The 22613-nt window shown below is 71.2% G+C and carries 21 protein-coding genes and 1 pseudogene; 8 read left to right on the top strand and 14 right to left on the bottom strand.

Annotated features, from left to right (window positions below; genetic code table 11):
• The first annotated feature begins 85 nt into the window (after window positions 1-85).
• Window positions 86-769, top strand: a complete 684-nt coding sequence (locus tag QE381_RS05490; RefSeq protein ID WP_307216187.1) for a TetR/AcrR family transcriptional regulator — start codon at window positions 86-88, stop codon at window positions 767-769.
• Between the two features lie 375 nt (window positions 770-1144).
• Here the strand turns inward: QE381_RS05490 and QE381_RS17805 are convergent.
• Window positions 1145-1519: pseudogene (locus QE381_RS17805) on the bottom strand (hypothetical protein); the annotation flags it as partial.
• Window positions 1520-1683: 164 nt separating this feature from the next.
• Here QE381_RS17805 and QE381_RS05480 point away from each other — a divergent pair.
• A complete protein-coding gene (locus tag QE381_RS05480) occupies window positions 1684-2178 on the top strand; it encodes a GNAT family N-acetyltransferase (RefSeq protein WP_307216183.1) in 495 nt (164 codons plus the stop codon).
• A 22-nt stretch (window positions 2179-2200) separates the two neighbouring features.
• Here the strand turns inward: QE381_RS05480 and QE381_RS05475 are convergent, their stop codons facing one another.
• On the bottom strand, window positions 2201-2797 hold the full coding sequence (locus QE381_RS05475; protein WP_307216181.1) for a TetR/AcrR family transcriptional regulator: 597 nt from the start codon (window positions 2795-2797) through the stop codon (window positions 2201-2203).
• A gap of 120 nt (window positions 2798-2917) precedes the next feature.
• Between QE381_RS05475 and QE381_RS05470 the strand changes: the two genes are divergently transcribed.
• The gene (locus tag QE381_RS05470) at window positions 2918-4372 is read left to right on the top strand and encodes an amidohydrolase family protein (protein ID WP_307216179.1); all 1455 of its coding nucleotides are present in this window, start codon (window positions 2918-2920) and stop codon (window positions 4370-4372) included.
• Here QE381_RS05470 and QE381_RS05465 read toward each other — a convergent pair.
• Entirely contained in the window at window positions 4329-6131 is a 1803-nt protein-coding gene (locus QE381_RS05465) for a 2-isopropylmalate synthase (RefSeq protein ID WP_307216178.1), read from the bottom strand. The genes QE381_RS05470 and QE381_RS05465 overlap by 44 nt on opposite strands.
• Window positions 6132-6298: 167 nt before the next feature.
• Here QE381_RS05465 and QE381_RS05460 point away from each other — a divergent pair, with 167 nt between their 5' ends.
• Both QE381_RS05460 and QE381_RS05455 read left to right on the top strand, forming a co-directional pair.
• Complete coding sequence (locus QE381_RS05460) at window positions 6299-6967, top strand: FadR/GntR family transcriptional regulator (RefSeq protein ID WP_307216176.1); 669 nt, start codon at window positions 6299-6301, stop codon at window positions 6965-6967.
• The gene (locus QE381_RS05455; protein ID WP_307216174.1) at window positions 6964-7761 is read left to right on the top strand and encodes an ABC transporter ATP-binding protein; all 798 of its coding nucleotides are present in this window, start codon (window positions 6964-6966) and stop codon (window positions 7759-7761) included. The genes QE381_RS05460 and QE381_RS05455 overlap by 4 nt, the downstream gene beginning before the upstream one ends.
• A 149-nt stretch (window positions 7762-7910) precedes the next feature.
• Here the strand turns inward: QE381_RS05455 and QE381_RS05450 are convergent, their stop codons facing one another.
• The 3 genes from QE381_RS05450 to QE381_RS05440 are packed head-to-tail and all read right to left on the bottom strand — an operon-like array spanning window position 7911 to window position 11223.
• The gene (locus QE381_RS05450) at window positions 7911-8861 is read right to left on the bottom strand and encodes an acetamidase/formamidase family protein (protein WP_307216172.1); all 951 of its coding nucleotides are present in this window, start codon (window positions 8859-8861) and stop codon (window positions 7911-7913) included.
• A complete protein-coding gene (locus QE381_RS05445; protein WP_307216171.1) occupies window positions 8858-10282 on the bottom strand; it encodes an APC family permease in 1425 nt (474 codons plus the stop codon). The genes QE381_RS05450 and QE381_RS05445 overlap by 4 nt, the downstream gene beginning before the upstream one ends.
• A 50-nt stretch (window positions 10283-10332) precedes the next feature.
• A complete protein-coding gene (locus QE381_RS05440) occupies window positions 10333-11223 on the bottom strand; it encodes a proline iminopeptidase-family hydrolase (RefSeq protein ID WP_307216168.1) in 891 nt (296 codons plus the stop codon).
• Between the two features lie 79 nt (window positions 11224-11302).
• Between QE381_RS05440 and QE381_RS05435 the strand changes: the two genes are divergently transcribed.
• Complete coding sequence (locus QE381_RS05435) at window positions 11303-12043, top strand: FadR/GntR family transcriptional regulator (protein ID WP_307216166.1); 741 nt, start codon at window positions 11303-11305, stop codon at window positions 12041-12043.
• 5 nt (window positions 12044-12048) lie between these two features.
• On the opposite strand, the gene QE381_RS05430 is transcribed toward QE381_RS05435, so the two are convergent.
• Entirely contained in the window at window positions 12049-13056 is a 1008-nt protein-coding gene (locus QE381_RS05430; protein WP_307216164.1) for an oxidoreductase, read from the bottom strand.
• Between QE381_RS05430 and QE381_RS05425 the strand changes: the two genes are divergently transcribed.
• Entirely contained in the window at window positions 13055-13681 is a 627-nt protein-coding gene (locus QE381_RS05425; protein ID WP_307216162.1) for a helix-turn-helix domain-containing protein, read from the top strand. The two genes, QE381_RS05430 and QE381_RS05425, sit on opposite strands and share 2 nt — an antisense overlap.
• 6 nt (window positions 13682-13687) lie before the next feature.
• Here QE381_RS05425 and QE381_RS05420 read toward each other — a convergent pair whose 3' ends face one another.
• From QE381_RS05420 to QE381_RS05395, 6 genes are all read right to left on the bottom strand, one after another.
• Complete coding sequence (locus tag QE381_RS05420; RefSeq protein ID WP_307216160.1) at window positions 13688-14758, bottom strand: methylenetetrahydrofolate reductase C-terminal domain-containing protein; 1071 nt, start codon at window positions 14756-14758, stop codon at window positions 13688-13690.
• Complete coding sequence (locus QE381_RS05415; RefSeq protein ID WP_307216158.1) at window positions 14755-15888, bottom strand: methylenetetrahydrofolate reductase C-terminal domain-containing protein; 1134 nt, start codon at window positions 15886-15888, stop codon at window positions 14755-14757. Before QE381_RS05415 ends, QE381_RS05420 begins: the two co-directional genes overlap by 4 nt.
• Window positions 15889-15966: 78 nt before the next feature.
• On the bottom strand, window positions 15967-17172 hold the full coding sequence (locus QE381_RS05410; RefSeq protein ID WP_307216155.1) for a hypothetical protein: 1206 nt from the start codon (window positions 17170-17172) through the stop codon (window positions 15967-15969).
• 112 nt (window positions 17173-17284) lie between these two features.
• Complete coding sequence (locus tag QE381_RS05405) at window positions 17285-18199, bottom strand: ABC transporter permease (protein ID WP_307216154.1); 915 nt, start codon at window positions 18197-18199, stop codon at window positions 17285-17287.
• Window positions 18196-18996 carry an ABC transporter ATP-binding protein gene (locus QE381_RS05400; protein ID WP_307216152.1) on the bottom strand — a complete coding sequence of 267 codons (801 nt, stop codon included), beginning with the start codon at window positions 18994-18996 and terminating at the stop codon, window positions 18196-18198. Before QE381_RS05400 ends, QE381_RS05405 begins: the two co-directional genes overlap by 4 nt.
• Window positions 18993-20276, bottom strand: a complete 1284-nt coding sequence (locus tag QE381_RS05395; RefSeq protein WP_307216149.1) for an amidohydrolase family protein — start codon at window positions 20274-20276, stop codon at window positions 18993-18995. Before QE381_RS05395 ends, QE381_RS05400 begins: the two co-directional genes overlap by 4 nt.
• A gap of 191 nt (window positions 20277-20467) precedes the next feature.
• Here QE381_RS05395 and QE381_RS05390 point away from each other — a divergent pair, with 191 nt between their 5' ends.
• Window positions 20468-20998, top strand: coding sequence for a hypothetical protein (locus QE381_RS05390; RefSeq protein WP_307216148.1), 531 nt, complete (start codon window positions 20468-20470; stop codon window positions 20996-20998).
• Window positions 20999-21121: 123 nt separating this feature from the next.
• On the opposite strand, the gene QE381_RS05385 is transcribed toward QE381_RS05390, so the two are convergent.
• The gene (locus tag QE381_RS05385; protein WP_307216146.1) at window positions 21122-22588 is read right to left on the bottom strand and encodes a helix-turn-helix domain-containing protein; all 1467 of its coding nucleotides are present in this window, start codon (window positions 22586-22588) and stop codon (window positions 21122-21124) included.
• Window positions 22589-22613: the final 25 nt, after the last annotated feature.

Below are 22613 nucleotides of genomic sequence, written 5' to 3'. Positions count from 1 at the left end.
ACCGCTCGCGTTTTCGAACCTGTAGCCTTGGCTTAATCGTTGGATGGCGCCGTCCGTCCCGCGGCTGCGACGTACGATGAATCGGATGTCGACCTCACCTCGTCGCGGACGACCGCCGCTCACCTCTCGCACGGCGATTCTGGACGCCGTGCTGGAGCTCGGGCTCGATCGGGCCACGACCTCGGCGGTGGCCCATCGGCTCGGCGTCGACCAGTCCACGCTCTACCGGTACATCGCGAACCGTGAGGAGATGCTCGACGCGGCGGTCGAGGTCGCCGTCGACCGTGCGGTCTGGCCGGAGCCGGGCGATGACTGGGCGCAGTACCTGCGGGAGTGCGCGCACACCATGTGGACGATGTTCTCGTCGACGCCGGGGCTCGCCCAGCGTCTTCGCGGTGCGATGTCCGCACCGGAGAGCCTCGCATCCCAGGCCTATCGCGTGGTCGAGTATCTCCATCGGCGGCTCGGGATCCCGGTCAGGGAGGCCGCGCTCGTCGTCGACACGATCGGGGACATGACCGCCGACTCCTATCTGACCGTGGCTGCGCTCGACCGTCGGGTGGACGGCGAGCGCACCCTTCGCGAGCGTACGCTCGCCGCGATCGAGGCGGCAGGACCCGTCACGGGGCGCGGTGCCGTGGCGTCGGAGTACGTCGACGCCCTCCGCGACGCCATGGGTGAACCCGGCGTCCCGAGCACCTGGTGGATCGAGAAGGTCGATCTCGTCATCGACGGAGTGAGACGACGGATCGAGGACCGGGACCACTGAGGTCGCCGGGCCGAGGACGCCCGGGTCCGGAAGGCAGCCGAGGTCGCCGCCGCCTCGCCGTCTCGGGCGCTGACCGGGGACCGGCGCGCCGCGTTGGCGGCGGCGCGGCCCGCCCATGGTCTCCTTGGCGGCCTCCTGCAGTTCGCGGTCGTGTGCGATCTCGCTGAGCACGCGGGCGAGGAGCAGGCTTGCCCGGTCGCCCGTCTCGGAGAGGTGCAGGGACACGGTGAGGAGGTCTTCGCGGAGGTCGCCGGTGTCGGGGGGATCGATACGCCGTTGGACGGCGGACACTGCCGCGACGACCAGGTCGGCGTTGGTCGTCCGTCTGCGGTGTATCGCCGACTTGCCGCATCGTGCGCGGCGGGCCGCCGCCTCGATGGTGGTGCCGGCGTAGCCGTGATCCGCCAACAGGTCCTGCGTCGCAGCCAGGATGGCGCAGGCTTCACGGCAAGGAAACGAGCGCCGTCGGCGCGGGAGATCTCGGACGGCCTTCGCCCCGGTCGGCGACTCGTCCGCCCGCTCTTGCCGGTCGGGGCGATCCTGACTCAGCTCGGTGCGAGGTCCGCCGCCGCCACCGCCGGCATGGCGGCCGGTCAGAACCAGTCGGTCTCGTGCGAGATGACCGATCTGCTGGCCGACGCCGACGCACTGATCTATTACACGAACAACGACGGCACGCCGGCGAGCAACATCGACGAGCTGTTCGCGCTGAAGAGCTACCAGGATCTGCCCGCCGTCGCCGCCGGGCACGAGGTCGGCACCTCCGACGTCCTCCTCGGTTCGTGCTCCGACGCGCTCGGAGCGTTCGACGCGATCGAGAAGAACCTGAAGACGTTCTCCTGACGCGTATCGACGGGAGTTCGACGCGCCTCGGCGAGCTCGCGGCGGGACGACGGGTAGCGTTACGGATCGACATGCGCTGGACCATCACCCCTACCCCGTTCGACGACCCGGATGCGGACTCGCTTCGGCGTGCGCAGCGGAAGGAGCTCGATGCGCGCTACGGCACGAGCGATCACGAGCCGGGTGTCCCACCGTCGGCCGCCGAGGTCCCGGTGTTCCTCGTCGCGAGAGATGCGGACGGCTCCGCGATCGCCTGCGGCGGGCTGCGTCCGCTTCCGGACGCGGTGCTCGGTGCCGGCGTGGTCGAGATCAAGCGCATGTACACCGTGCCGTCCGCGCGCGGGAGCGGTGTGGCGGCGGCGGTGCTCCGTGCGCTCGAGAGCGAGGCGCGCCGCCTCGGCGCGCGCCGCCTCGTCCTCGAGACCGGCACCGCTCAGCCCGACGCGATCCGCTTCTATCAGCGGGAGGGGTACGGCCCGATCCCGCTCTTCGGCTCCTATGCGGGTTCGGACAACTCCGTCTGCTTCGGTCGGGAGCTGAGCGCGGAGGATCCCGGGGGCGCGTGATCGGCGGCCGGTCCTCGGTGCGTCAGTCGGCCGAGCTCCGCGCGTGCTCCACCAGGACGTCGTAGACCTCGCTCAGTCGCCCGCGGATGTCGATGCTCCCCGGTGTGAGCAGCCACTGGACCTGCAGCCCGTCCTGTGTCGCGAGCAGGGTGGTCGCGACGCTGTCGGCGCGGCTCCGCGCCACGCCGTCCTCCTCCAGCCAGGACGCGACGATGCGCCGGGTGCGTTCGTACCGGGCCCGGAAGTACTCGTGGGCGGGGTGGGCCGGATCGGCTGCCTCGACCGAGAGGCGGGCGAAGAGCTGGATGAGGCCGGGCTCGGCGGTGTTGAACGCCGCCACGCCCAGGATGCGTTCGCGCGGGGACTCGCCGCGCTCGAGCTGGGCGGAGACGCGCGCGCGGCTGCGCTCCTCGCGGCGCTGCAGCACTGCGAGGAGCAGCTCGTCCTTGGTGGCGAAATGGTGCCGGAGACCGGGATGCGACACCCCGGACTCGGCCGCCATGTCCCGCAAGGAGGCGCCGTGGTAGCCGTGGGCCGCGAAGTGCGAGAAAGCCGCGTCCAGGATCGCCTCCCGCGTCCGCCGTCCCCGCAGGTAGCCCGCCGATCGTGCCCCGGACACATCGCCTCCTCATGCCCGCCCGAGCCTACCCGCGGACCCGGATGCCGACGGCGTGGAACTGAATACTTCCCAGATGGGTTGTATTCAGATAGCGTAGCCCCGACGAGGAAGGGGAGGTCCATGGCAGAGCCGCCCCGATCCACGATGACGCCGGCCCCGCCCCTGCGGATCGACGAGGTGACCGTGATCGATCCCCGGGACGGCAGCATCCGGCCCGGCACGTCCGTGCTGATGCGCGAGGGCCGGATCGCGCAGGTGATCCCGACGGCCGAGACGTCCGCCGTCGCGGGCGTGCGCGTGATCGACGGGCGCGGTCGCTACATCGTGCCCGGGTACATCAACATGCATACGCACGTGCTGCAGGAGAAGCGGTCGAGCCTGTTCCTCGCCACGATGCTCGCGGAGGGGACGACCGGCATGCGCCAGATGGCGGGCTCGAAGACGATGCTGCGTCGTCGCGCCGAGAACCGGCTGGGCCTCGGGGACGGCGCCCCCGGGCTGCTCGCCCTTCCGGGCGCGCTCCTGATGCCCTTCAACGCGCCCGATGCCCGCCGCGCCCGGAAGGAGATCAGCCGTCAACGCGAGCTCGGTGCCGACTTCATCAAGCTGATCCAGGTCGAGCGCGAGGTGTTCTTCGAGGCGGTGGACTGGGCGCACCGCAACGGCCTGCGGGTGGCGGGGCATCTGCCGCCCTCGGTGAGCCCGCGAGAGGCGTCGGAAGCCGGCTTCGACTCCCTGGAGCACCTCGGCACGAGCAGCAACCTCTGGATCGAGACCTCTGCAGAGCGGGTCGTGCTGCGCCGCGAGGAGGACACCTCGGGACCTTTCCCGAACTGGCTCGGGTATGTGCCCTTCGCCCAGAAGATCTTCTCCAGTGAGCTGGCGGCGAAGGCCATCGCGAAGACCTTGATCAATCCGGCTCTGTCCAACTCGGCGGAGCTCGTGACGATCCTGCAGCGCGCGTTGGACTCGTTCGACGAGGATGCCGCGGACCGGCTGGTGGAGGTGTTCGCGACGAACCGCACGTGGCAGACGCCGACCCTGGTACGGCTGCGCACCGAGTATCGCGTCGACGATCCCGCCTACGCGGACCATCCGTGGATGAGGATGATGTCTCCGCGGGCACGTGCGGACTTCCTCGAGGCGCGCGAGAGGTTCATGGCGTTGCCCGCCTCGACGCGGGAGACCTATCACCAGTACTACGAGATGACCCTGATGATGGTGAAGCGGATGCACGATGCCGGCGTCCCCCTCCTGTCGGGGACCGACGGTCCCGGAGGCAATCCGGGGCAGGATCTGCAGTCCGAGTTCCGCGAGCTCGCAGCGGCAGGGATCGCGCCGCTCGACATCTTGCGGGCGGCCACGACGCTTCCTGCGGAGTTCCTCGGGCGCGCCGATCGCATGGGCGCCGTCGCCGAGGGGATGGACGCCGATCTGGTCCTGCTCGATGCCGATCCGCTGCAGCACGTCGACAATCTCGCCGCGATCGCCGCCGTCGTGCGGGGCGGGCACCATCTCCCGCGCGAGACGCTCACCGCCGAGATCGATCGGCTCCTCGCCGCGGCGCCGTCGTGATGGCGGCGGAGACCCGCTGCGCCGAGGGCTGCGCGGCGGCCACGGCGTTCGCGGCGCGTACGACCGCGTCGACGGTCGCGCTCAGCGTCGAGCCGTCGCGTCCGGCGGTCCATGCAGGGCCGTCGGAGGAGCGGTACTCGACGAGGGTGAGGGCATCGGCATCCGCCCCGGAACGCATCGAACTCTGATGCAGTGACAGGATCTCCAGTTCGATTCCGACCTCGGCGAGCGTGCGGACGATCGCGTCGACCGGCCCCGTTCCCTCGTGCGCGCGGTGGTGTTCAACGCCGTCGACGACGACCGTGACCTCCGTGAGGGCGGCAGCCTCGTCGACACGCAGCGCCGCTAGGCGGACAGCGCCGTCGGCGGACTCGGTCAGATAGCCGGCGGTGAAGATCGCCCAGATCTCGTCAGCGGTGACCTCGTCGCCGGTCGCATCGGTGTGGTGCTGCACGCGGCGGGAGAGGTCGATCTGCAGGCGCCGGGGCAGCTCGATGCCGTACTCGGCGCCGAGCAGGTACGCGATGCCGCCCTTCCCGGACTGCGAGTTGACGCGGATGACGGCGTCGTAGGTGCGCCCGATGTCGGCGGGGTCGATCGGGAGATAGGGGACACGCCAGTCGATCTCCCGCTCGGGCCGACCTGTGGCGGCGGCGCGCGCCCGATGTTCGGCGAAGCCCTTCTTGATGGCGTCCTGGTGGGTGCCGCTGAACGCGGTGTGCACGAGATCTCCCACGTAGGGGTGGCGAGGGTGGATCTCGATGCGGTTGCAGTGCTCGACCGTGCGGCGGATGGCGTCGATGTCCGAGAAGTCGATCATCGGGTCCACGCCCTGCGCGTGCAGGTTCAGGGCGAGCGTCGCGAGGTCGACGTTGCCGGTACGCTCGCCGTTCCCGAAGATGCAGCCCTCCACGCGCTGGGCGCCGGCCAGGACCGCCAGCTCGGCACACGCGACACCCGTGCCGCGGTCGTTGTGCGGGTGCACGGAGAGGATGACCGCATCCCGGCGAGCGAGTCGGGTGTGCATGTACTCGATCTGGTCGGCGTAGACGTTCGGCGTGGCGACCTCGACCGTGGCGGGCAGGTTGAGGATGACGGGACGGTCGGGGCGCGCCTCCCACAGCTCGGTCATCGCGTCGCAGATCTCGAGGGCGTAGTCGGGCTCGGTCAGGGTGAAGACCTCGGGCGAGAACTCGAACCGGACGTTCGGCAGGTCGCCCGCCAGCTCCCACACGTCCCGCCCGCCCGCCAGGATCAGCTCGCGCAGCTCTGTGCGGTCCTTGCCCAGCACGGTGTCGCGCCAGGTCGGCGCGGTGGCCGTGTACAGGTGGATGACGACGTCGTTGGGGATGCCGCGGATCGACTCAACGGTCCGTTCGATCAGGTCTCGACGTGCCGGGGTGAACACGACGATCGTGACGTCGTCGGGGGCGAGGCCGCCGGCCGCGATGAGCCGGACGAAGTCGTAGTCGGTCTGGGAAGCGGACGGGTAGCCGACTTCGATCTCGGTGTACCCCATCCGTACCATGAGCTCGAAGAACCGGCGCTTGCGGGCGGGGTCCATGGGCTCGGCGAGAGCCTGATTGCCGTCGCGCAGATCGACCGGGACCCACAGCGGCGCCTGGCTGATCCGGCGGGTCGGCCACCGTCGCTCGGCGTCGGTGAGGGGGATGTCCACGCGTGAGTAGACGTCGGCGTAGCGGTGCGAGGGCATGCCGGAGGGGCGCTGCCGGTTCCAGGCGGGGGTGGTCGTGTCCATGTCGTCGGTTCCTTCAGTGCGGTACGGGAGGTGACCGGCGCAGCGTTGGGCTCCACGACGGGGAGCCGGTCCGGCTATGCCCCGCCGTGGCGGCGAAGAAGGAGGAGTGCGAGGGTGGACACGTACGAACTGTAACATAAGTCCGCAGACAAGTAGAGGAGACGTCGATGACTCAGCTCAGACGTGTGCCGCTCGCCGATCAGGCGGCCGAGGTGCTGCTCGACCGCATCCGGGCGGGGGAGTGGACGCTCGGGTCGAAGCTTCCCGGTGAGACGACGCTCGCGCCGCAGCTCGGCGTGGGGCGTTCGACCGTGCGGGAGGCGATCCGCCAGCTCGCGGGCCGCGGCATCCTCGACTCGCGGCAGGGCTCGGGTGTCTATGTGACGGCCCTCGATGTCCCCGAGGACTGGGACCATGTGCTCCGCCGTGCGGACATCGTGACGGTGATCGAGGCGCGCACCGCCATCGAGGTCGAGGCGGCCGGGCTCGCCGCGGAGCGTCGCACCCCCGCCGACCTGCGCGCGATCCGGCGGGCGCTCCAGACCCGCACGGCGCCGGGCCAGAGCGTGGAGGAGCACGTGGACGCCGACATGGTGCTGCACCGGACGATCGTCGTCGCCGCGCACAACGAGGTCCTCACCGAGCTGTTCGACGGGTTCGTCCCGCGGGTCCGTCGCGCGATGGTCGACATGCTCCGCATCCGCCCCGTCGCCGATGAGGACGCCGACCACGACGCCCACGCGGCGATCGTGGCGGCGATCCTCGATCGTCGGCCGGAGGACGCGACGCGGGCGAGCCGCGCACACCTGGCCGCGCTGAAGGCGGGATTCGCGTGAGCGCCGATCCCGTCGTCGTGCTCGAGGACGTGACCTTCCGCCGGGGCGACCGCAACATCCTCGACCGCGTGTCGCTGCGGATCCTGCCCGGCGAGCACTGGGTGCTGATCGGCCCGAACGGGGCGGGGAAGAGCACGATCCTCCGGTTCGTGGGCGCGCAGACCTTTCCGACCAGCGGCACGGTCGACCTGCTCGGGCAGCGGATCGGCCGGGTCGAGCTGTTGGCGCTTCGCCGACGTATCGGCCACGTGAACCCCCGGCATCCGCTCGATTCTCCGCTCACCATCACCGAGGTCGTGCTGACCGGCATCACCGGCACGACCGAGCTCATGATGCGGTGGGAGCCGGATGAGGTCGCTCGGTGCCGCGCCGCGGAGCTGATCGAGCTCCTCGGCCTCGGCGACAAGGCCGAGTGCACGTGGCCGACGCTGTCGCAGGGGGAACGGGGGCGCGCGCTGATCGCCCGCGCGCTCATGGGCGAGCCCGCGCTGCTGCTGCTCGACGAGCCGTCGACCGGCCTGGATGTCGCAGCCCGGGAACAGCTGCTCGAGACCTTCGACCACCTCGCCGCGAGCCGTCCTGATCTCGCGTCCGTCCTCGTGACCCACCACCTCGAGGAGATCCCCGAAGCCGCGAGCCACGCGCTCCTGCTCGCCCACGGCTCCGTCGTCGCCGCCGGTCCGGTCGCTGACACGCTCACCACGGAGCTCGTCAGCCGGGCTTTCGAGCACCCCATCGTCGTCGACCGCAGTGACGGTCGATGGCGGGCGCGCAGTCTCCGCTCGGCACGCTAGAGATCGTGCAGGGCGTCACCGGGCGCTCACCTCGGGCCGCACGCTCCTCATCGGCTCCGATCGCGCAGGGGTCTGCGCGCCGTCCACCGGGACGATCGGGCGCGTTCCCGTCGGACGGCTCCGGCCCCTCGCGCACCGCTGCCGCGTGCTCAGGGGATGTCCGCGGTGGCCCCATCCCACAGCAGGTCGCGAGGGACGCGGTGCAGAGTGACCGCTCCCACGGCATCGAACGGATGCAATGGGTCGGGCTCGCACGCGCCGGTCGGGCCGCCGAGCTCGGAATGGGCGAGCGCGCTCATGACCGTGTACGCGTCCATGGTCTCCCATCCGCTCGCGACGAACGCGTCGAACGCGTCCTCGTACCCTCGCTGCACGCTCTCCTGAACGGTGGCGCCGAGGCCGACGAAGATCCACTCCTCGGCCGTTCGGATCCGTGGCGCACGCAGCCGCAGCGACGACACCACGTCGACGCTCACGACGACGGTGCCCTCGGCCTCGATCGCGACGAACGAGGACTCGCCCCGAGCCATGATCGCGTGCACGTCGCCGATCGCGAGCAGGGCGCCCTCGACCTCGACCGGCAGCAGCACGGTGGCCCCGGGAGCGATGTCGGGGACGTCCATGTTGCCGCCGATCGCGTGTGCGGGCATGACGGTCGAGGCGGTGCCCGACGCCGGCGCGGTCCCGATGCAGCCGACCATGGGGCGAGCCGGCACCGCGAGCGACTCCGTGAGATGCACACCGGCCGCATCGATCGGGATGCGGCGGGTGACGACCTGGTCCGGCATCCGGTCGCGGAGCGCCCCGACACCGGGCAGGCTCATCGCCCACCCGGTGTCGGTCAGCCGGATCTGGTGGATCGTCACCGCCAGCGCGTCGCCCGGCCGTGCACCCTCGACGTACACGGGCCCTGTGACAGGGTTCATCGGGGCCGACAGGGCCGCCAGGCTGCCGTGCGTGTGGAGCTCGCGATAGACCGCGTCATCCGTCTGGAACGCGATGGTCTCACCGGTGCCCGGCGCGATGCGCAGGACCGGGGGGACTCGGGCGTCGTGGCCCGCGCGGCCGTGCTCTTTGCCGAGGCGGTGGTCGATCCTCACCGTGCATCGACCTCCGCGCCGCCTTCGCCCGCCACCGAGGCCGCGTGCTCGGGAGCGGGCGCGGGGCTCACGCCGTACTTGCGGGCGAAGAACAGATAGACCACCCCGCCGATCACGAGCCAGACGATGCCGCCGATCTTCGCCGCGACGTCGGCGTTGAGCAGCACATAGCCGATGATGACGAATCCGATCGCAGGCACCACCAGGTGCAGCAGATAGTTCTTCGATCGCTTCTTGCCGAGGTAGTACACCGCCACCGAGACGTGCAGCAGGAGGAAACCGAGCAGGGCGCCGAAGTTCACCAATGACGAGATGACCGCGATCTGTCCGACGAAGAACAGCACGAGCACCAGCGAGATGCCGCTGACCAGGAGGATGGCCGCGAGCGGCACCTGACGGGCGTTCACCTTCGACAGGAATGCGGGGAGGCGCCTGTCGCGACTCATCGAGTACAGCAGGCGCGAGGTCGCCGCCTGAGCGGCGACGGCGTTGGCGATTCCGACCGCGATGACGTTGACGGCGAGGAAGGCGGTGGCCCACCCGCTGCCGGCGGCCTGGGCGACCAGCAGGAAGAACGCGTTGTTCACGTCGTCGTCCGAGAACGACACGGTGCCGGCCGCGAGCGCGCTGGCGAACCACGTCTGGACGATGAAGAGGACGGCGACGACGAGCAGCGCGATGATCATCGCCCTGCCCCCCGAGGTGCGCGTGCCGGTGGACTCCTCGGCCATCGTCGAGATGCCGTCGAAACCGAGGAAGCTCAGAACCGCGATCGAGAGCGCCGTGGCGATGAGAGCGGGATCGACCTTGCCGGCATCCCACAGCGGAGCCATCGTGAACTCGGCACCGGGGACGGTGCCGGCGCCGAGCGCGATCATGGCGATCGCGACGAAGATCACGATGAACGCCAGCTGCACCACGAGCATGACGCGGTTTGCCAGCTTGATCGAGCCGATGCCGGCGACGTTGATGGCGGTGTTGACGATGACGAAGGCCACCGCCCAGATCCACTGCGGCACGTCCGGGAAGATGCCCGCCATCGACGACGCCGCGAAGACATACAGCAGAGTCGGGACGAGCAGGTAGTCGAGCAGGATCGCCCACCCGGCGAAGAAGCCGACCGTGGGATGGATGCCGCGACCGACATAGGAGAACACCGACCCGGCGATCGGGAAGGCCTTGGACATCTGGGCGTAGGCGAGGGCGGTGAAGATCATCGCGACCACGCCGACCAGGTAGACCAGCGGCACCATCCCGGAGGCGGCGTTGTAGACGACGCCGAAGATCGCCCACGGCGCGATGGGCACCATGAAGACGAGGCCGTACACGACGAGGTCGAGGGTGGACATGGAGCGCTTGAGCTCTTGCTTGTAGCCGAAGGACTCCAGCTGCTGCTGGGTCTCGGGAGCGTCGTTCGACATGGGACTCCTGTTCGGGTGAGGTGGAGCGGGGCGGGCGTTGGCGGAGCGGATCAGGGCAGCGGGGCGAGGAAGTCGGCGATCACGGCGAAGAACTCCTCGGGCATCTCGAGATGCGTGCAGTGGCTGGCGCCGGGGAAGACGTGCGAGCGGGCGCCGGGGATGTGGTCGACGAACGGCTGCCAGGTCTCGGGCGTCGCCTCGTCGAACTCGCCCGCGACGACGAGAGCGGGCACGGCGACCTGCGGCAGGCGGTCGATGATCGTCCAGTCACGACCGGTTCCGACGACATGGAACTCGTTGGGGCCGTTCATCGTGTGGTAGACCGTCGGATCGGCCAGCATCTGCGTCTCGCTGTCGACGAAGTCCTGCGGCATGGGGGTGATGCGGCACACGTGTCGCTCGTAGAACTGTCGAGTGGCGTCGACGTAGTCGGGGTGGTCGATGGTGCCGTCGGCCTCGTGACGATCGAGTGCTTCTCGCGCGTCGGCGGGCAGCTCGGAACGCAGCCGTGCGGCGCCGGCGAGCCAGAGGGCCATGGACGCGGGCGAGTTGCAGATCTCCAGGCTCCGCAGCCCCGCGGGTCGCCGCACCGCGATCTCTGCGCCGAGCATTCCACCCCAGGACTGTCCGAGCACGTGGTACTCGTCGATTCCGAGCGCGGTGCGCAGGCTGTGGAACTCGTCGACGAACAGCTGCGGCACCCAGCGGGAGACGGGGGCGTCGGGGTGGTGGGAGCTGCGTCCGCAGCCGATCTGGTCGTAGTGCACCACCGTGCGGCCGGTGATGTCGGCGAGGGCTGAGAGGTTCGCCACGTAGTCGTGTGCCATTCCGGGGCCGCCGTGCAGGATGAACAGCGGCGCTCGCCCGGTCGGGGCGGCGGGCTCCGTCAGCCGGGCCCAGGTGAAGCCTTCGTCGAATGGAACCGTGATCTCGCGTTGCATGCAGTCATCGTGAACCTCTTAAAGGTTCGTTGGCAAACCTTTTTGTCGGATTTAACATGAAAGAAATGACGGGGAGCGCATGACCGACACCGACGACGCATCCCTCGTGGAGCGGGTGACAGAGCGACTGATAACCGCGGTCGCGGTCGGCGAGTTCCTTCCCGGCACGCGGCTCCCGCCCGAACGAGATCTCTCGCCCCTGCTCGGCGTCGGTCGAACCACCGTGCGCGCCGCGCTCGACGACCTCTCGGCGCGGGGGCTCATCGAACGCCGCCGCGGGCGTGCGGGCGGGACGTTCGTGGCCGAGGAATGGCCGGCGTCGGTCGTCGTGGGCGTCGACCGGTGGTTCGCCGAGCGGTGGGACGAGATCGTCGATGCCTGCACGGCGAGCTCGCTTCTGCACTCCTCGATCGCGCGTCTGGCCGCGGAGCGGCGGACGGACGCCGACATCGTCGCGATGCGGGATCGGCTGGCGGCGTTCCACGCGGCCGAGTCCGGCGACGCGAAGCAACGCGCGGACAGCCTGCTCCACCTCGCGATCATCGACTCCGCCCACAATGCCGCGCTCCGCGACATCGTCCTGGGACACGAGAGCCGCCTCTCGCTGTCGGCTCCGGCGCATCCGTGGGGCGACCGCGAGAGCCACCGGCGGATGGAGTCGCGGGCGGCCCGCGAGCACGACGCGATCGTCGAGGCGATCGTGTCCGCGTCTCCCGACGCTGCAGCCGATCTCGCGCGACGGCACGTCGGGATCGACCTCGAGCTGTTCACCGAGGCGCGTGAGTTCGCGCGCCGACGCGCGGAGGCCGCCGCGGGGTGATCCGGTCAGCCCGGCCCGTCGCTCGACGCGGCGAGCAGCGCCACGACCAGATCGCTGATCGGGGTGGGGATGTCGTGGCGCCGGCCGAGGCGTGAGATCACTCCGTTGCGGATGTCCCACTCCAGCGGCCTGCCGGCTTCGCGGTCCGTGAGGATCGAGGTGCTCATGTCCGGCGGGAAGCCCTGGAACAGCGCCAGGATCTCGGCGGGGACGGTGTCGTCCAGCTCGGCCCCCTCGGCGCGGGCGACGGCCAGGCACTCGCGCAGATACGAGAGCGTGAGCTCGGCGATGTCCTTCCGGGTGAACATGCCGGCGCGGCGGCCGGTCAGCGCCATCCATCCGGCTGCCGCGTTCTGAAGGAGCTTCCGCCACGCGAGGGTGCGGAAGTCCGGGGCGATCTCCGCCCGGCATCGCGTCCCGCCGAGAGCCTCGACGACCCGCTGCGATGCGGCCGACACGGGGACGCTCAGGCGCGGCTCGCCGCGCAGCAGCACCGTGCCGTCGGCCCGCGCCTGTGCGGGGAACCAGACGACGGAAGCGATGGCCTCCGTTCCCTCGGGCAGGTGGGGGGCGACCATCGACGTCTGCTCGACCCCGTTCTCCAGGACGCACACGACGGTTCCGGGGCGGCACAGCGCCGGCAGCCAGGACGACGCGGCCGCCTCGAGCTGTGTCGCCTTCACCGCGAGGAAGACGACGTCCACTGCTGCGGCCGAGGTCTCCGGATGCGTGTTCACCGGGCCGGGAACGACGATCACGTCGTCGCCCGCGATCAGCTCCAGGCGATCGCGTCGCGACCGCCCGCACAGCAACGGCGTGCGACCGGCTTCGTGCAGCGCCGCCGCGATCGTGGTTCCGATCGCCCCGGGGCCGACGATCGCGACGGTCTCCCTCGGATGTGCTCCGGAGACCCGATCGACGCTCGTCACGGCCACCACGCTACTCACGCCGGCTCGTGCACCACAACGGTCCTCCACCACGGCGGACTGCATCGTGTCATAGTCTTCACTCATGTCGGAAGCCGCCTCCTCGCGCCGGGGTGTGTCAGCCCGGCGCCGCGCGGACGAGGACGGTCCCGCAGCGGCGGCCCGCGTGCTCGGAGCCCGCATCAGGGCGCTGCGTCAGAGCCGAGGCATGACGCTGACGCAGATGGCCGCGGAGGCCGATCTCTCGCACTCGTTCCTCAGCCAGGTCGAGCGTGGGCTCGAGCGCATGAGCATGACCTCGCTGTTCCGTGTCGCCCAGGCGCTCGGCACCACGCAGCAGGCTCTGCTCACAGACGACACGGATGCCGCGCCCCGGAGCGCAGGCGCGTTCCACGTCTTCCGGGCGAGCGAGGCGACGCCACTGGACGCCGGCGGCAGCCCCGTGCGCGTGCTCGCGCGGGACCATCCGCGGTTCGTGCCCATGGTCATGTCGGGAACCTTCGCCGAGGACCTGTGGTGGGTCCACGACGAGGAGGAGTTCGTCTACGTGCTCGAGGGACGCCTCGTCGTCGTGCTCGACGGTGAGGAGCTGGCCCTCGAGGTCGGCGACGCCGTGTACTACCAGGGCGGTGTGCGCCATCGCTGGCGCACCGAGCCGGGCGAGACGACGCGGGTTCTGACCGTCAAGGAAGGCAGCCCGGGGTCGCACTGAGACCCGTCACGAACCGCCTCCGAGCTCGCGCGCCACGGTTGCGAGGTCGGAGGCGTACGCGACCTCCTCTCCCAGTCGCGCGCCGCCCGCGATCACGACGCCCCCGACCAGGCCCGTGCCCAGCAGTGCGTGACCGTACCCGACCGCGCGCCGGATGCCCTCCGCGCGGATGTCGCGCGCCGAGAAGAGGCGGTCGATGAAGCCGACGGGCAGCTTGGCGGCATGGAACGAGGCGAGCAGCGCCGCGCCGTCGCGGTCGACGACGAGCGGTACTCCGGGCAGAACGGGAGCGCTCGCTCCGGCCGCCCGGCAGAGCTCGACGAAGGCGGCGACCTCGTCCGCATCCCCGGCATACTGCGTGAGGCACATCCTGCCCCCGGCGCGCTGCTTCTGCGCGACCCGGGCGCCGCGCTCGGCGATCGGAGGAGCCGCCGGCGACTCCGCGAACGACGTGAGCAGCCCGAGCGCGCGAGCGCGGGGGAGCACCGTGGTCGACTCGAGATCGAACACGGGTCTCGCGTCGGGACGATCGCCGGTTCGCGTGTGGTCGCCGGTCACGCAGTGGACGCCGGCGACGCCGAGGGCCTGGAGCGACGCCAGCTCCCGGTCCAGGGCGGTGCGATTGCGGTCGCGGGCGTTGAACCCCATCCACAGGCGCAGCCCCGTCGCGGTGATGAGCGCGGCACGGTAGGAGGGCGGGAACTGCACGCGCGAGCGGCCGGCGTCGCCGGAGAGCACGGCATCCGTGCTGCCCGAGAGCGCGGCGGCGGTCGCACCGACGGCGTCCGAATGCAGGGCACGAACGGGGAATCCCGTCATCACGAGCGGACGCCGCCGGGCGATCGCCTGCAGTTCCCGGCCGGATGCGGTCGTGATCTCGTCGAGGTCCGCGCGGTCGTCGCCGTCCCACCGCACGGGCAGATCCCGCTGCAGGAACACGCAGGGCGCGGGCTCGACCTCGCACGTCTCGTCGGCGTTCACGCCGCCGCACGGCCCGTAGGCCATGGCTTTCGGGCATGCGGCCAGGCGCACGGGCGGATGCGTGCGGCCCGCGTCCGGAACGGTCGGTGTCGTCATCGCGTCGGCTCCCTGGCCTCCGCATCGGTGAGCAACCGCTCGCGCAACAGAGTGTTCGTCCGGACGATCGCCGTCACGGCCGACATCCCCGTCGGATCACTGTCGTCGACGACGGCCGACAGGTGCACCCCGACCACCCCGGGCACGGCCAGAGCGCGCCGCGCCCACTCCGCGGCGGCACGCGCGCCGGACTCCGCGGCGTCATGGGCATCGGCTGAGGCCACCGCCGCCATGAGGTCGGCGGGCAACGACACGCCGGGCAGTGTGCCGAGCCGGCGCGTCGCGGCACGCGAGGCGAGCACCGGCACCGACACGCTGATGGGGAGGGGCGCGGCCGTCCGTGCCACCCCCGCCGCGAAGCGTGCGATGTCCTCGATGTCGCCGCAGAGGTTCAGGATGCCGAGCTCAGCCCCGGCCTGCGCCTTGAGGGCGAGCCGCGCCGGACGGTAGGCGACCGGGGGTGCGGCCGGCTGCTCGGCGACGGCGACGAACAGACCCGCGCGGCGGGCGAGAGCGGCGACGCGCGTCGAGTCCAGGTCGAAGACCGGCCTCGCGTGCGGAAGGGCGGTGGATGCGGGATGGTCGCCGGTGACGGCGAGGACGCCGGCCACTCCGAGATCGGCGAGGGCGGCGAGCTCGCCCTCGATCGCGACCCGGTTGCGGTCGCGGCACGTCATGCCGGCGATGACGGTCGCTCCCGCCGCGACGAGGACGAGTGCCTTGTGCGTCGGGCTGAGGGCGTCGCGCAGGCCCGGCGGCTCGCCGGCGATGACCGCCGTGAGGCCGGCCAGCCGGACGCCCGCCTCGGTCAGCAGACCCGGATCGGTGCCACGGACCGGGAGGTCGGCGGTGATCATGGGACCGTCGCCGATGCGGGCGGCGAAGGCGGCGGAGGCCGGGCGTCTCGTCCCGACGGCGAGTGCGTCGCCGCTCTCCCGGGCGCTCTCCGGCACCGCGACGTCGGAGGGGGCGAAGGCGAGGCCGTCCAGGAGCTCGCCGTCGTCGACGAACGAGCACCGGAGGTCGGGGATCTCGCATCCGCCCTGTGCGGACACCCCGCCGCACGGGCCGTAGACCATGCGCTTGGGGCAGCGTCGCGATGCGTCACGCAGGCGCAGATCGAGCGTCACAGCGCTTCCTTTCGCGGTGAGGGCTCGTCGATGCCCCGCCCCCTCGAGCTCGGGAGGCGGGGCATCGACGCGACCGGGTCAGCCCATCTTGATCGAGGTGTCGATGAACTCGTTCGTGTAGAGCGCGGACGGATCGATCGCCGACGCGGCCGCCTGCGTGATGCTTCCGGCCGTCACGAGGAAGGGCGTGAAGTCCTTCACGATCGCGGACATGCGCTCAGGGTCGAACTGGCCGAACACGCCCGACGCCGTGTCGTTCGTGACCAGACCCAGCTTCTTCTGCTGCTCGACCGAGAACTGGGCGACGCCCTCCGAGTAGGTCCATCCGGTGTCGTACTTCTCGACGAGGTCGAGGATCACGGCGTTGCCGTGCTCGGGGGCGTTGAGGAAGTCGATCTGCGACTGCTGCATGATCGGGACGAGCTTCTTCAGGCAGTCCGCCTTGTCGGTCACGTCGGCCTTCCGCACCGCCAGCGGCTCGGGGTAGATGTTGTAGCCGAGCTCGGACAGCAGCTGGTAGCCGACCGGCTTGCCCCACTGCGAGATCTCGTTCTCGTAGATGTACGGCTCGGCGGTCGCGAAGCCCTGCTGCAGGATCTTCGGGTCGGAGACGAACCGCTGCGGGGTGCCCTCGTAGCTCGTGTCGATCTGGGACGAGGTGATGACGCCCTGCGACAGCAGCAGGTTCGGGATGACGTCTCCCGAGGTGACGACCGGGTCGCCGCCCGCCGCCGCCTCCTTGATGGTCGTCGCACCGTTGTGGCTCTCCGGGTCCCACATGAGGATCTGCGGGCTGTAGGTGAGCTGCGACGTCACGGCGACCGTGGGCTGGTCCGCGTCCGCGACGATCGCCGCGTCCGTGTTGACGGCGCCGATCAGGATGTCGGTGTCGAGGTACATGAGTGCGGGGACCGGCTGGAAGTTGACCGCCGGACCGCCGGAGCGGACCTCGATCTTCACCCCCGTGTCGGTGCCGTTCACGACGAGCGGCCCCGTCACGGTCTTCTTGTCGGTGTCGACGGTGTAGCCGTCGCCGACGAGGTTGTACATGGCGCCGTGCTCCGACTCGGGCTGCCAGTCCTGCTGCATCACGATCGTCGCGGGGCAGACGCTCGCGAGGTCGAGGGGTCCGCCCTTCTCGGCGGCCGTGCCGGCGGCGGCCGACGACGGGGCCGCGGGGTCGGCGCCGGAGCATCCGGCGACCACGATGACGGATGCGGCGATGGCGCCGATCGCGAGGGCGCGCACGGTGGCGCGGCGGGGGAGCGGGGTGGGCTGTGACACGGTGTCCTCCTGGAGGGCTTCGGGCGGGTGGGGACGGGCGGGTGGTGCGGGTCGTACGGTCGTGCGGGTCGGAGACGCGATGGGGCGGCGCCGTGCGCCGGGCGTGCGGCGGTCAGCGGGCGGCGACGCCGAACAGGCGCCCGACGATGAGGCGGTCGAGGGCGGCGAAGACGGAGAAGACGATCACGCCGAAGAGGGCCGTGAAGATGATCGCGAGGAAGAGGGGCTCCATGTTGAGGCGCAGCGTGTAGGTCCGGAGCAGACCGCCGATCCCCTGACTGCCCTGCTGGAAGAAGAAGTCGCCGACGATCGCACCGATCACGGCGAGGCCCGCGGACTGGCGCAGGCCCGTGAAGACCGAGGGGATGGCGGCGGGAAGCATGAGCTTGGTCATCCGCTGCCACTTGCCGGCCTTCTGCAGGGTGAACAGATCGTGCGCCGCCGGGGTCGCCGACTGCAGCCCGAACAGCGTGTTCGAGATCATCGGGAACACCGCGATGATGACGCACACCACGATGCGCGCCGGCAGCCCGTAGCCCATCCAGATTCCGATGAGCGGGGTCAGGGCGAGGATGGGGATCGTCTGCAGGATGACGGCGTAGGGGTAGAGGATCTTCTCGGCGAGGCGCCATTGCGACATCACGATCGCCCATCCCATGCCGATCACGACGGCGATCGCGAGCCCGATGAGGGCGACGGTGATCGTCTGCCCGAGAGCGGCGATCATCGGACCGATCACCTTGTCGTTGCCCACCGTCTCGGTCAGCACCTGATGCGGAGGGGGCAGCAGGAAGCGGCGGCTCTCGCTCAGCAGGAGGTACGACACGGCGTACCAGATCGCGATGATCCCGATCACGGCGGCGATGATCGGCATCGTCCGCGACCAGATGCCGCGAACGACGCCGGCGGCGCCACGCGACCGCGGCCGAGGCGCGGCCGGCGCCCCGCCGCCGGCGTGCGGAGTCGATGGCGCGAGCGGTCGGTCCTCCGGGGCGGCGGGTGGGGTGAGGACGAGGTCATGGCTCACGAGTGCGCCTCCAAGGCGTGCGAGAGGTGGCCGACGATCCGCCCGAACTCGGGTTCGTAGCGCAGCTCGGGGGACCGGGGGTAGGACCAGGGCAGGTCGATGTCGTCGACGATGCGTCCCGGACGGCCGCTCATGACGACGACCCGGCTCGAGAGGTAGACGGCCTCCGAGATCGAGTGCGTGATGAACATGGCGGCGAAGCCCTTGAGCTGGAACAGCCGCTGCAGCTCGGTCTGCATCTTGAGCCGGGTGATCTCGTCGAGCGCCCCGAACGGCTCGTCGAACAGTGCGAGCTGCGGCTCCGCGACCAGGGCACGGGCGATCGACACGCGCATCCGCATGCCGCCCGACAGTGCACGCGGATGCTGATTCTCGAAGCCCGTGAGCCCCACGAGCTCGAGCGCCTCGGAGGCGCGGCGACGGCGTTCGGCTCTGCCGACCCCGTCGAGCTCGCCGACGAGCTCCACGTTGCGCTGGGCGGTGCGCCACTCCAGCAGCGTCGCCTCCTGGAAGACGAAGCTCGTCGTGTCGGCGCGGACCTCGACCGTGCCCTCGGTCGCGCCGTCGAGTCCGGCGGCCAGACGCAGCAGCGTGGACTTTCCGCAGCCCGAGGGACCGACGACCGAGACGAACTCACCCGGCCGGACGTCCAGTGACACCTCCTCGAGCGCGCGGGTGCCGGTGTCGAAGACCTTGGCGACGTCCGTGAAGGACAGCGTCGGGGCCACGGCGGCGCCGGCCCCGCTCGTCACGGACCCGACGGGCTCGGTGCTGCCGTCGACGGCGGTCGTGCTCATATCAGGGCTCCTTCGGAGGTCGGCGCGGAGGACGGGGCCGACATCGGTGGCCGGTCGAGCACGCTGCGGGTGATGCGGCGTCGTACGGCGATCACCCGGCCGTCACGGACGACGATCCGATCCGGAGCCCGCTCGGCCAGCGCCTCGGCGGCGTGAGCGGCCCGGACGAGCACGACATCGGCGACCTCGCCGACCCGCCCGCGCGCCGGCGGCAGCCCGAAGGCGGCGCGACCGCCGCCGGAGCTGACGTGCCACGCCTCGGCGGGCGTCAGGTGGCCGGCGGTGACGAGCTCGGCCGCGACGTCGACCATGTCGGCGTTGCCGAGGGGGTTGAACGGGTCTTGCACATTGTCGCCGCCCGCGGCCAGGACGATTCCGGCATCCAGGATCTCGCGCAGCGGCGGGATCCCCCGGGGCGTGCCGACCGGGTGCTGCCAGCCCTGGAGGTAGAGGTTCGTCAGCGGATTGGTGACGATCGAGACGCCGGCCTCGGCCACGGCGGCGAGCGTGCGGGCGCGCGTGGCGGCATCCTGGGTGGACAGGCTCACGCAGTGTCCCGCGGAGCGGATGACCTCCGCCGGCCAGTGCCGTGTGCGTGCCGCCAGGTCCGCGAGGCCGTGCGAGGCCGGATCGAGGGTCTCGTCGGTGTGGAGGTCGACGCCGAGCCCGAACTCCTCCGCGAAGGCGGCCGTCCGCTCCAGGTCTGCGCTCGGGTCCTCCGCGAGATGGGGGAAGCCGCCGACCAGGTCGATGCCGAGCATCACGGCTGCGCGTCCCAGGTCATCGGGGCCGTCGGAGGGGCCGGGGCTGGCGACGATCTGCAGGTCGACGAGACCGGCGAACTCCTCCCGGAGCTCGACGAGGGCCCGGACGCCGCGCAGCGGGTCATCGCCCAGGTGGTAGTTGGCGTGCGAACGCACGGCCGTCACCCCGGAGTGCAGGGCTGCGAGCAGATGGCGGCGGGCACCGGCTTTGATGTCGGCGAAGGAGTGGCTCGCGCCGTGGTCCATCCAGCAGGTGATCGCGTCGTCGAGCGAGCCCTCCGGCTGACCGAAGGCGCTCCACGTGTAGCCCTTGTCGAGGTGGGCATGCAGGTCGGCGAGCGGTGGAAGGGCGACCCACCCCGAGGCGTCGACCGTCTCGCCCATCGGGTGGGGGAAGGAGGTCGCGTCGACGACGCGACCCTCCGCGAACGTGAGCGTGTCGGCGACATCCCCGGTGGCGGCGAGCCCGGTGATCCTCCCGATCCGCTGTCCGGGCTCGAGGAGTTCCGCATCCATCGGTTCGTCTCCTCGCTCCGCAACGCTGTTGGTATGACCAACATCACTTTCGATCAGTAAACGCTCGACGTGTTTCGCTGACGTTCCTGCGGGGATTGCGGCCGTGTTAAATCCGGACCCGTCGCGATCTCCACCCGATCTCCACCCCGGTGGGGGAGGCGGAGCTGCGCCCGCCGGACGAGGCTCGAGCCATGAACCTCGACATCCTCGGAGACATCGTCCTCGTCGTCCTGCTCGTCGGCTGGCTCGGGTACCGTCAGACCACCTGGCGGCCGGTCGTGCCCTCGCGCATGTGGCGCACGCCCCTCGTCCTGGCCGTGATCGGAGTGGTCGTCCTGGCGCACGGCGGCGTCGCGATCGGCGCGCTCGACGTCGCCGTCCTGGTGATCCAGCTCGTGCTCTCCCTCGGGGTCGGCGCGTGGATGGGCTCGCTCGCGCATTTCCGGCCGCTCGATCCGCCCGTCGTGGGCCGCCGTGGGGAGCGCGCCGTCTTCGAGTCCCGCACCGGCTGGTGGGGACTGGCCCTCTGGGTGGTCCTGCTGCTCGTGCGGATCGGGCTCGACGTCGGCGCGACCGCGCTGGGCGCCAAGGCGATCGGCGGCGCCGGCGTCATCCTGCTCGTCCTGGCCGCCAACCGCGGCGCACGCAACGCCGTGCTCGCGGCACGCCTGGGGAACCTGCCCGTCGGCGGTGGCCGCCGTGGGGGTGCCCTCGCGCGCTGACGAGACCGAGGCCCCGGTGTGCCGCAGCCGTCGCGGTCCGTCGAGGCGTCGCGCCGGCCGAGGGACGCCTCCGCCGCATCCGCCGGGCGACGGCACCGTCGACCGGGGCCCGATCGGCGTGCGTCACGATGTCCGCGCGTACTCCGGGTGAGCCTCGCGCAGCTCGCGCTGGCGATAGCGCGACGGCGGACATCCGTGGGCGCGCGTGAACGCGCGGCTGAACGAGGCCGCGTCGGCGAACCCGAGCCGTCGTGCCACCTGCGTGGTCGGCACGCCGTCGCGGAGAAGGCGTCGCGCCCAGCCCATCCGCGTGCGCGCCCGCCAGACCGGCAGGGTCGTCCCGGTGAGCGCGCCGATCGCGGTGCGCAGCTCGTCGGGTTCGAGCGCGTTCTCGTGCGCGAGCTCGAACGTCGTGCGATCGTCGGCCGGATCGCTGCTGAGCTGCGCGAGGACGGCGTGCGCGGCGTCGGCGACGTGCGGGGCCAGGCCCTCTGCCGCTCCGACGCCGAGGAGCGCCTCCAGGGTGTGACGAGGATCACCGGCGCCGATCGGACCGAGCCCGGTGTAGGTCCAGGCCGCGAGCCGGATGAGCGCATCCGTGCTCTCGGGACCGGCGTGAGCGACGATGCCGGCCGGGAGCGCGGTGCCGCCGGGCAGCCATCCCAGCGGCACCACCGCGGACCCCGGCTCGGCGCGGTAGCCGATGATCGCTCCGGCAGGGAGACAGACGAGGTCCCCGGCGTGCGCCGCGGTGACCGTGTCGTCGATCTGCAGGGTCGCACATCCGGCGGCGACCCACAGCACCACGTGATAGCCGGTGCACTGCGGACCGAGAACGGCGGCGCGCCGGTCGGCCACGACGGCCGCGCACCGCGTGGCGAGCAGCTCGCTCGGCGAGATGCCCCACTCTCGACGGAACGCCCGCGCGAACGCCTGTGGTCCCGAGTATCCCGTCACCGCCAGACCGGCCGCGACGCCGCCTTCCTCCCGGATGCGTGCCGCCGCACGCGCCAGCACGCTGCGCGTCTGCCAGCGCCGGGGCGTCCAGCCCGTCTCGACACGGAAACGTCGCGTCAGCGCACTCTCGCCGAGTCCCTGGGCGCCGGCGACGTCGGACGGCGAGGCCGTCGGGGAGCCCAGCAGGCTCTCCGCGACGCGGAGCAGATCGGGAGAGCGGGGCAGGGCGGGCGCCGCGATCCCGTGCTGGTGCTGTCCCAGCCCGTGCAGCAGCGCGGCGGCGCGGACACCGCCGCCGTGGAGCACGCCGAGACTGCGGGCGAAGGCGGCGAGCAGCAGCGGCTCCTGCTCGCTCGCCACCGCGAACCTCGTCACCGCCAGCGGTCCCGCATCGCGGTCGGAGCCGCGCACGCGCACGGGCAGCACGCTCGAGCCCGCTGCGCCGCGGACGACGACGTGGCGCGACGCCGGAAGCCACAGCGCCTGACCCGAGGCGAGTCGCTGCGGCACGCCGTCGACCGTGACCTCGGCCGTGCCCGTTCGCACCCAGACCAGCGTGGGAGCGGTGGTGTCGACGGCGGTGCGGGTGGATGCGGGGGGAATCGCTGCGGGCTGGAGGCGGAGTGAGGTCAAGGATTCGCCGATCCGGGTGAAACCA

Source organism: Microbacterium sp. SORGH_AS_0888, assembly GCF_030818905.1.
Taxonomy (GTDB): Bacteria; Actinomycetota; Actinomycetes; order Actinomycetales; family Microbacteriaceae; genus Microbacterium.
This window is presented reverse-complemented; position numbering and strand designations above follow the sequence as displayed.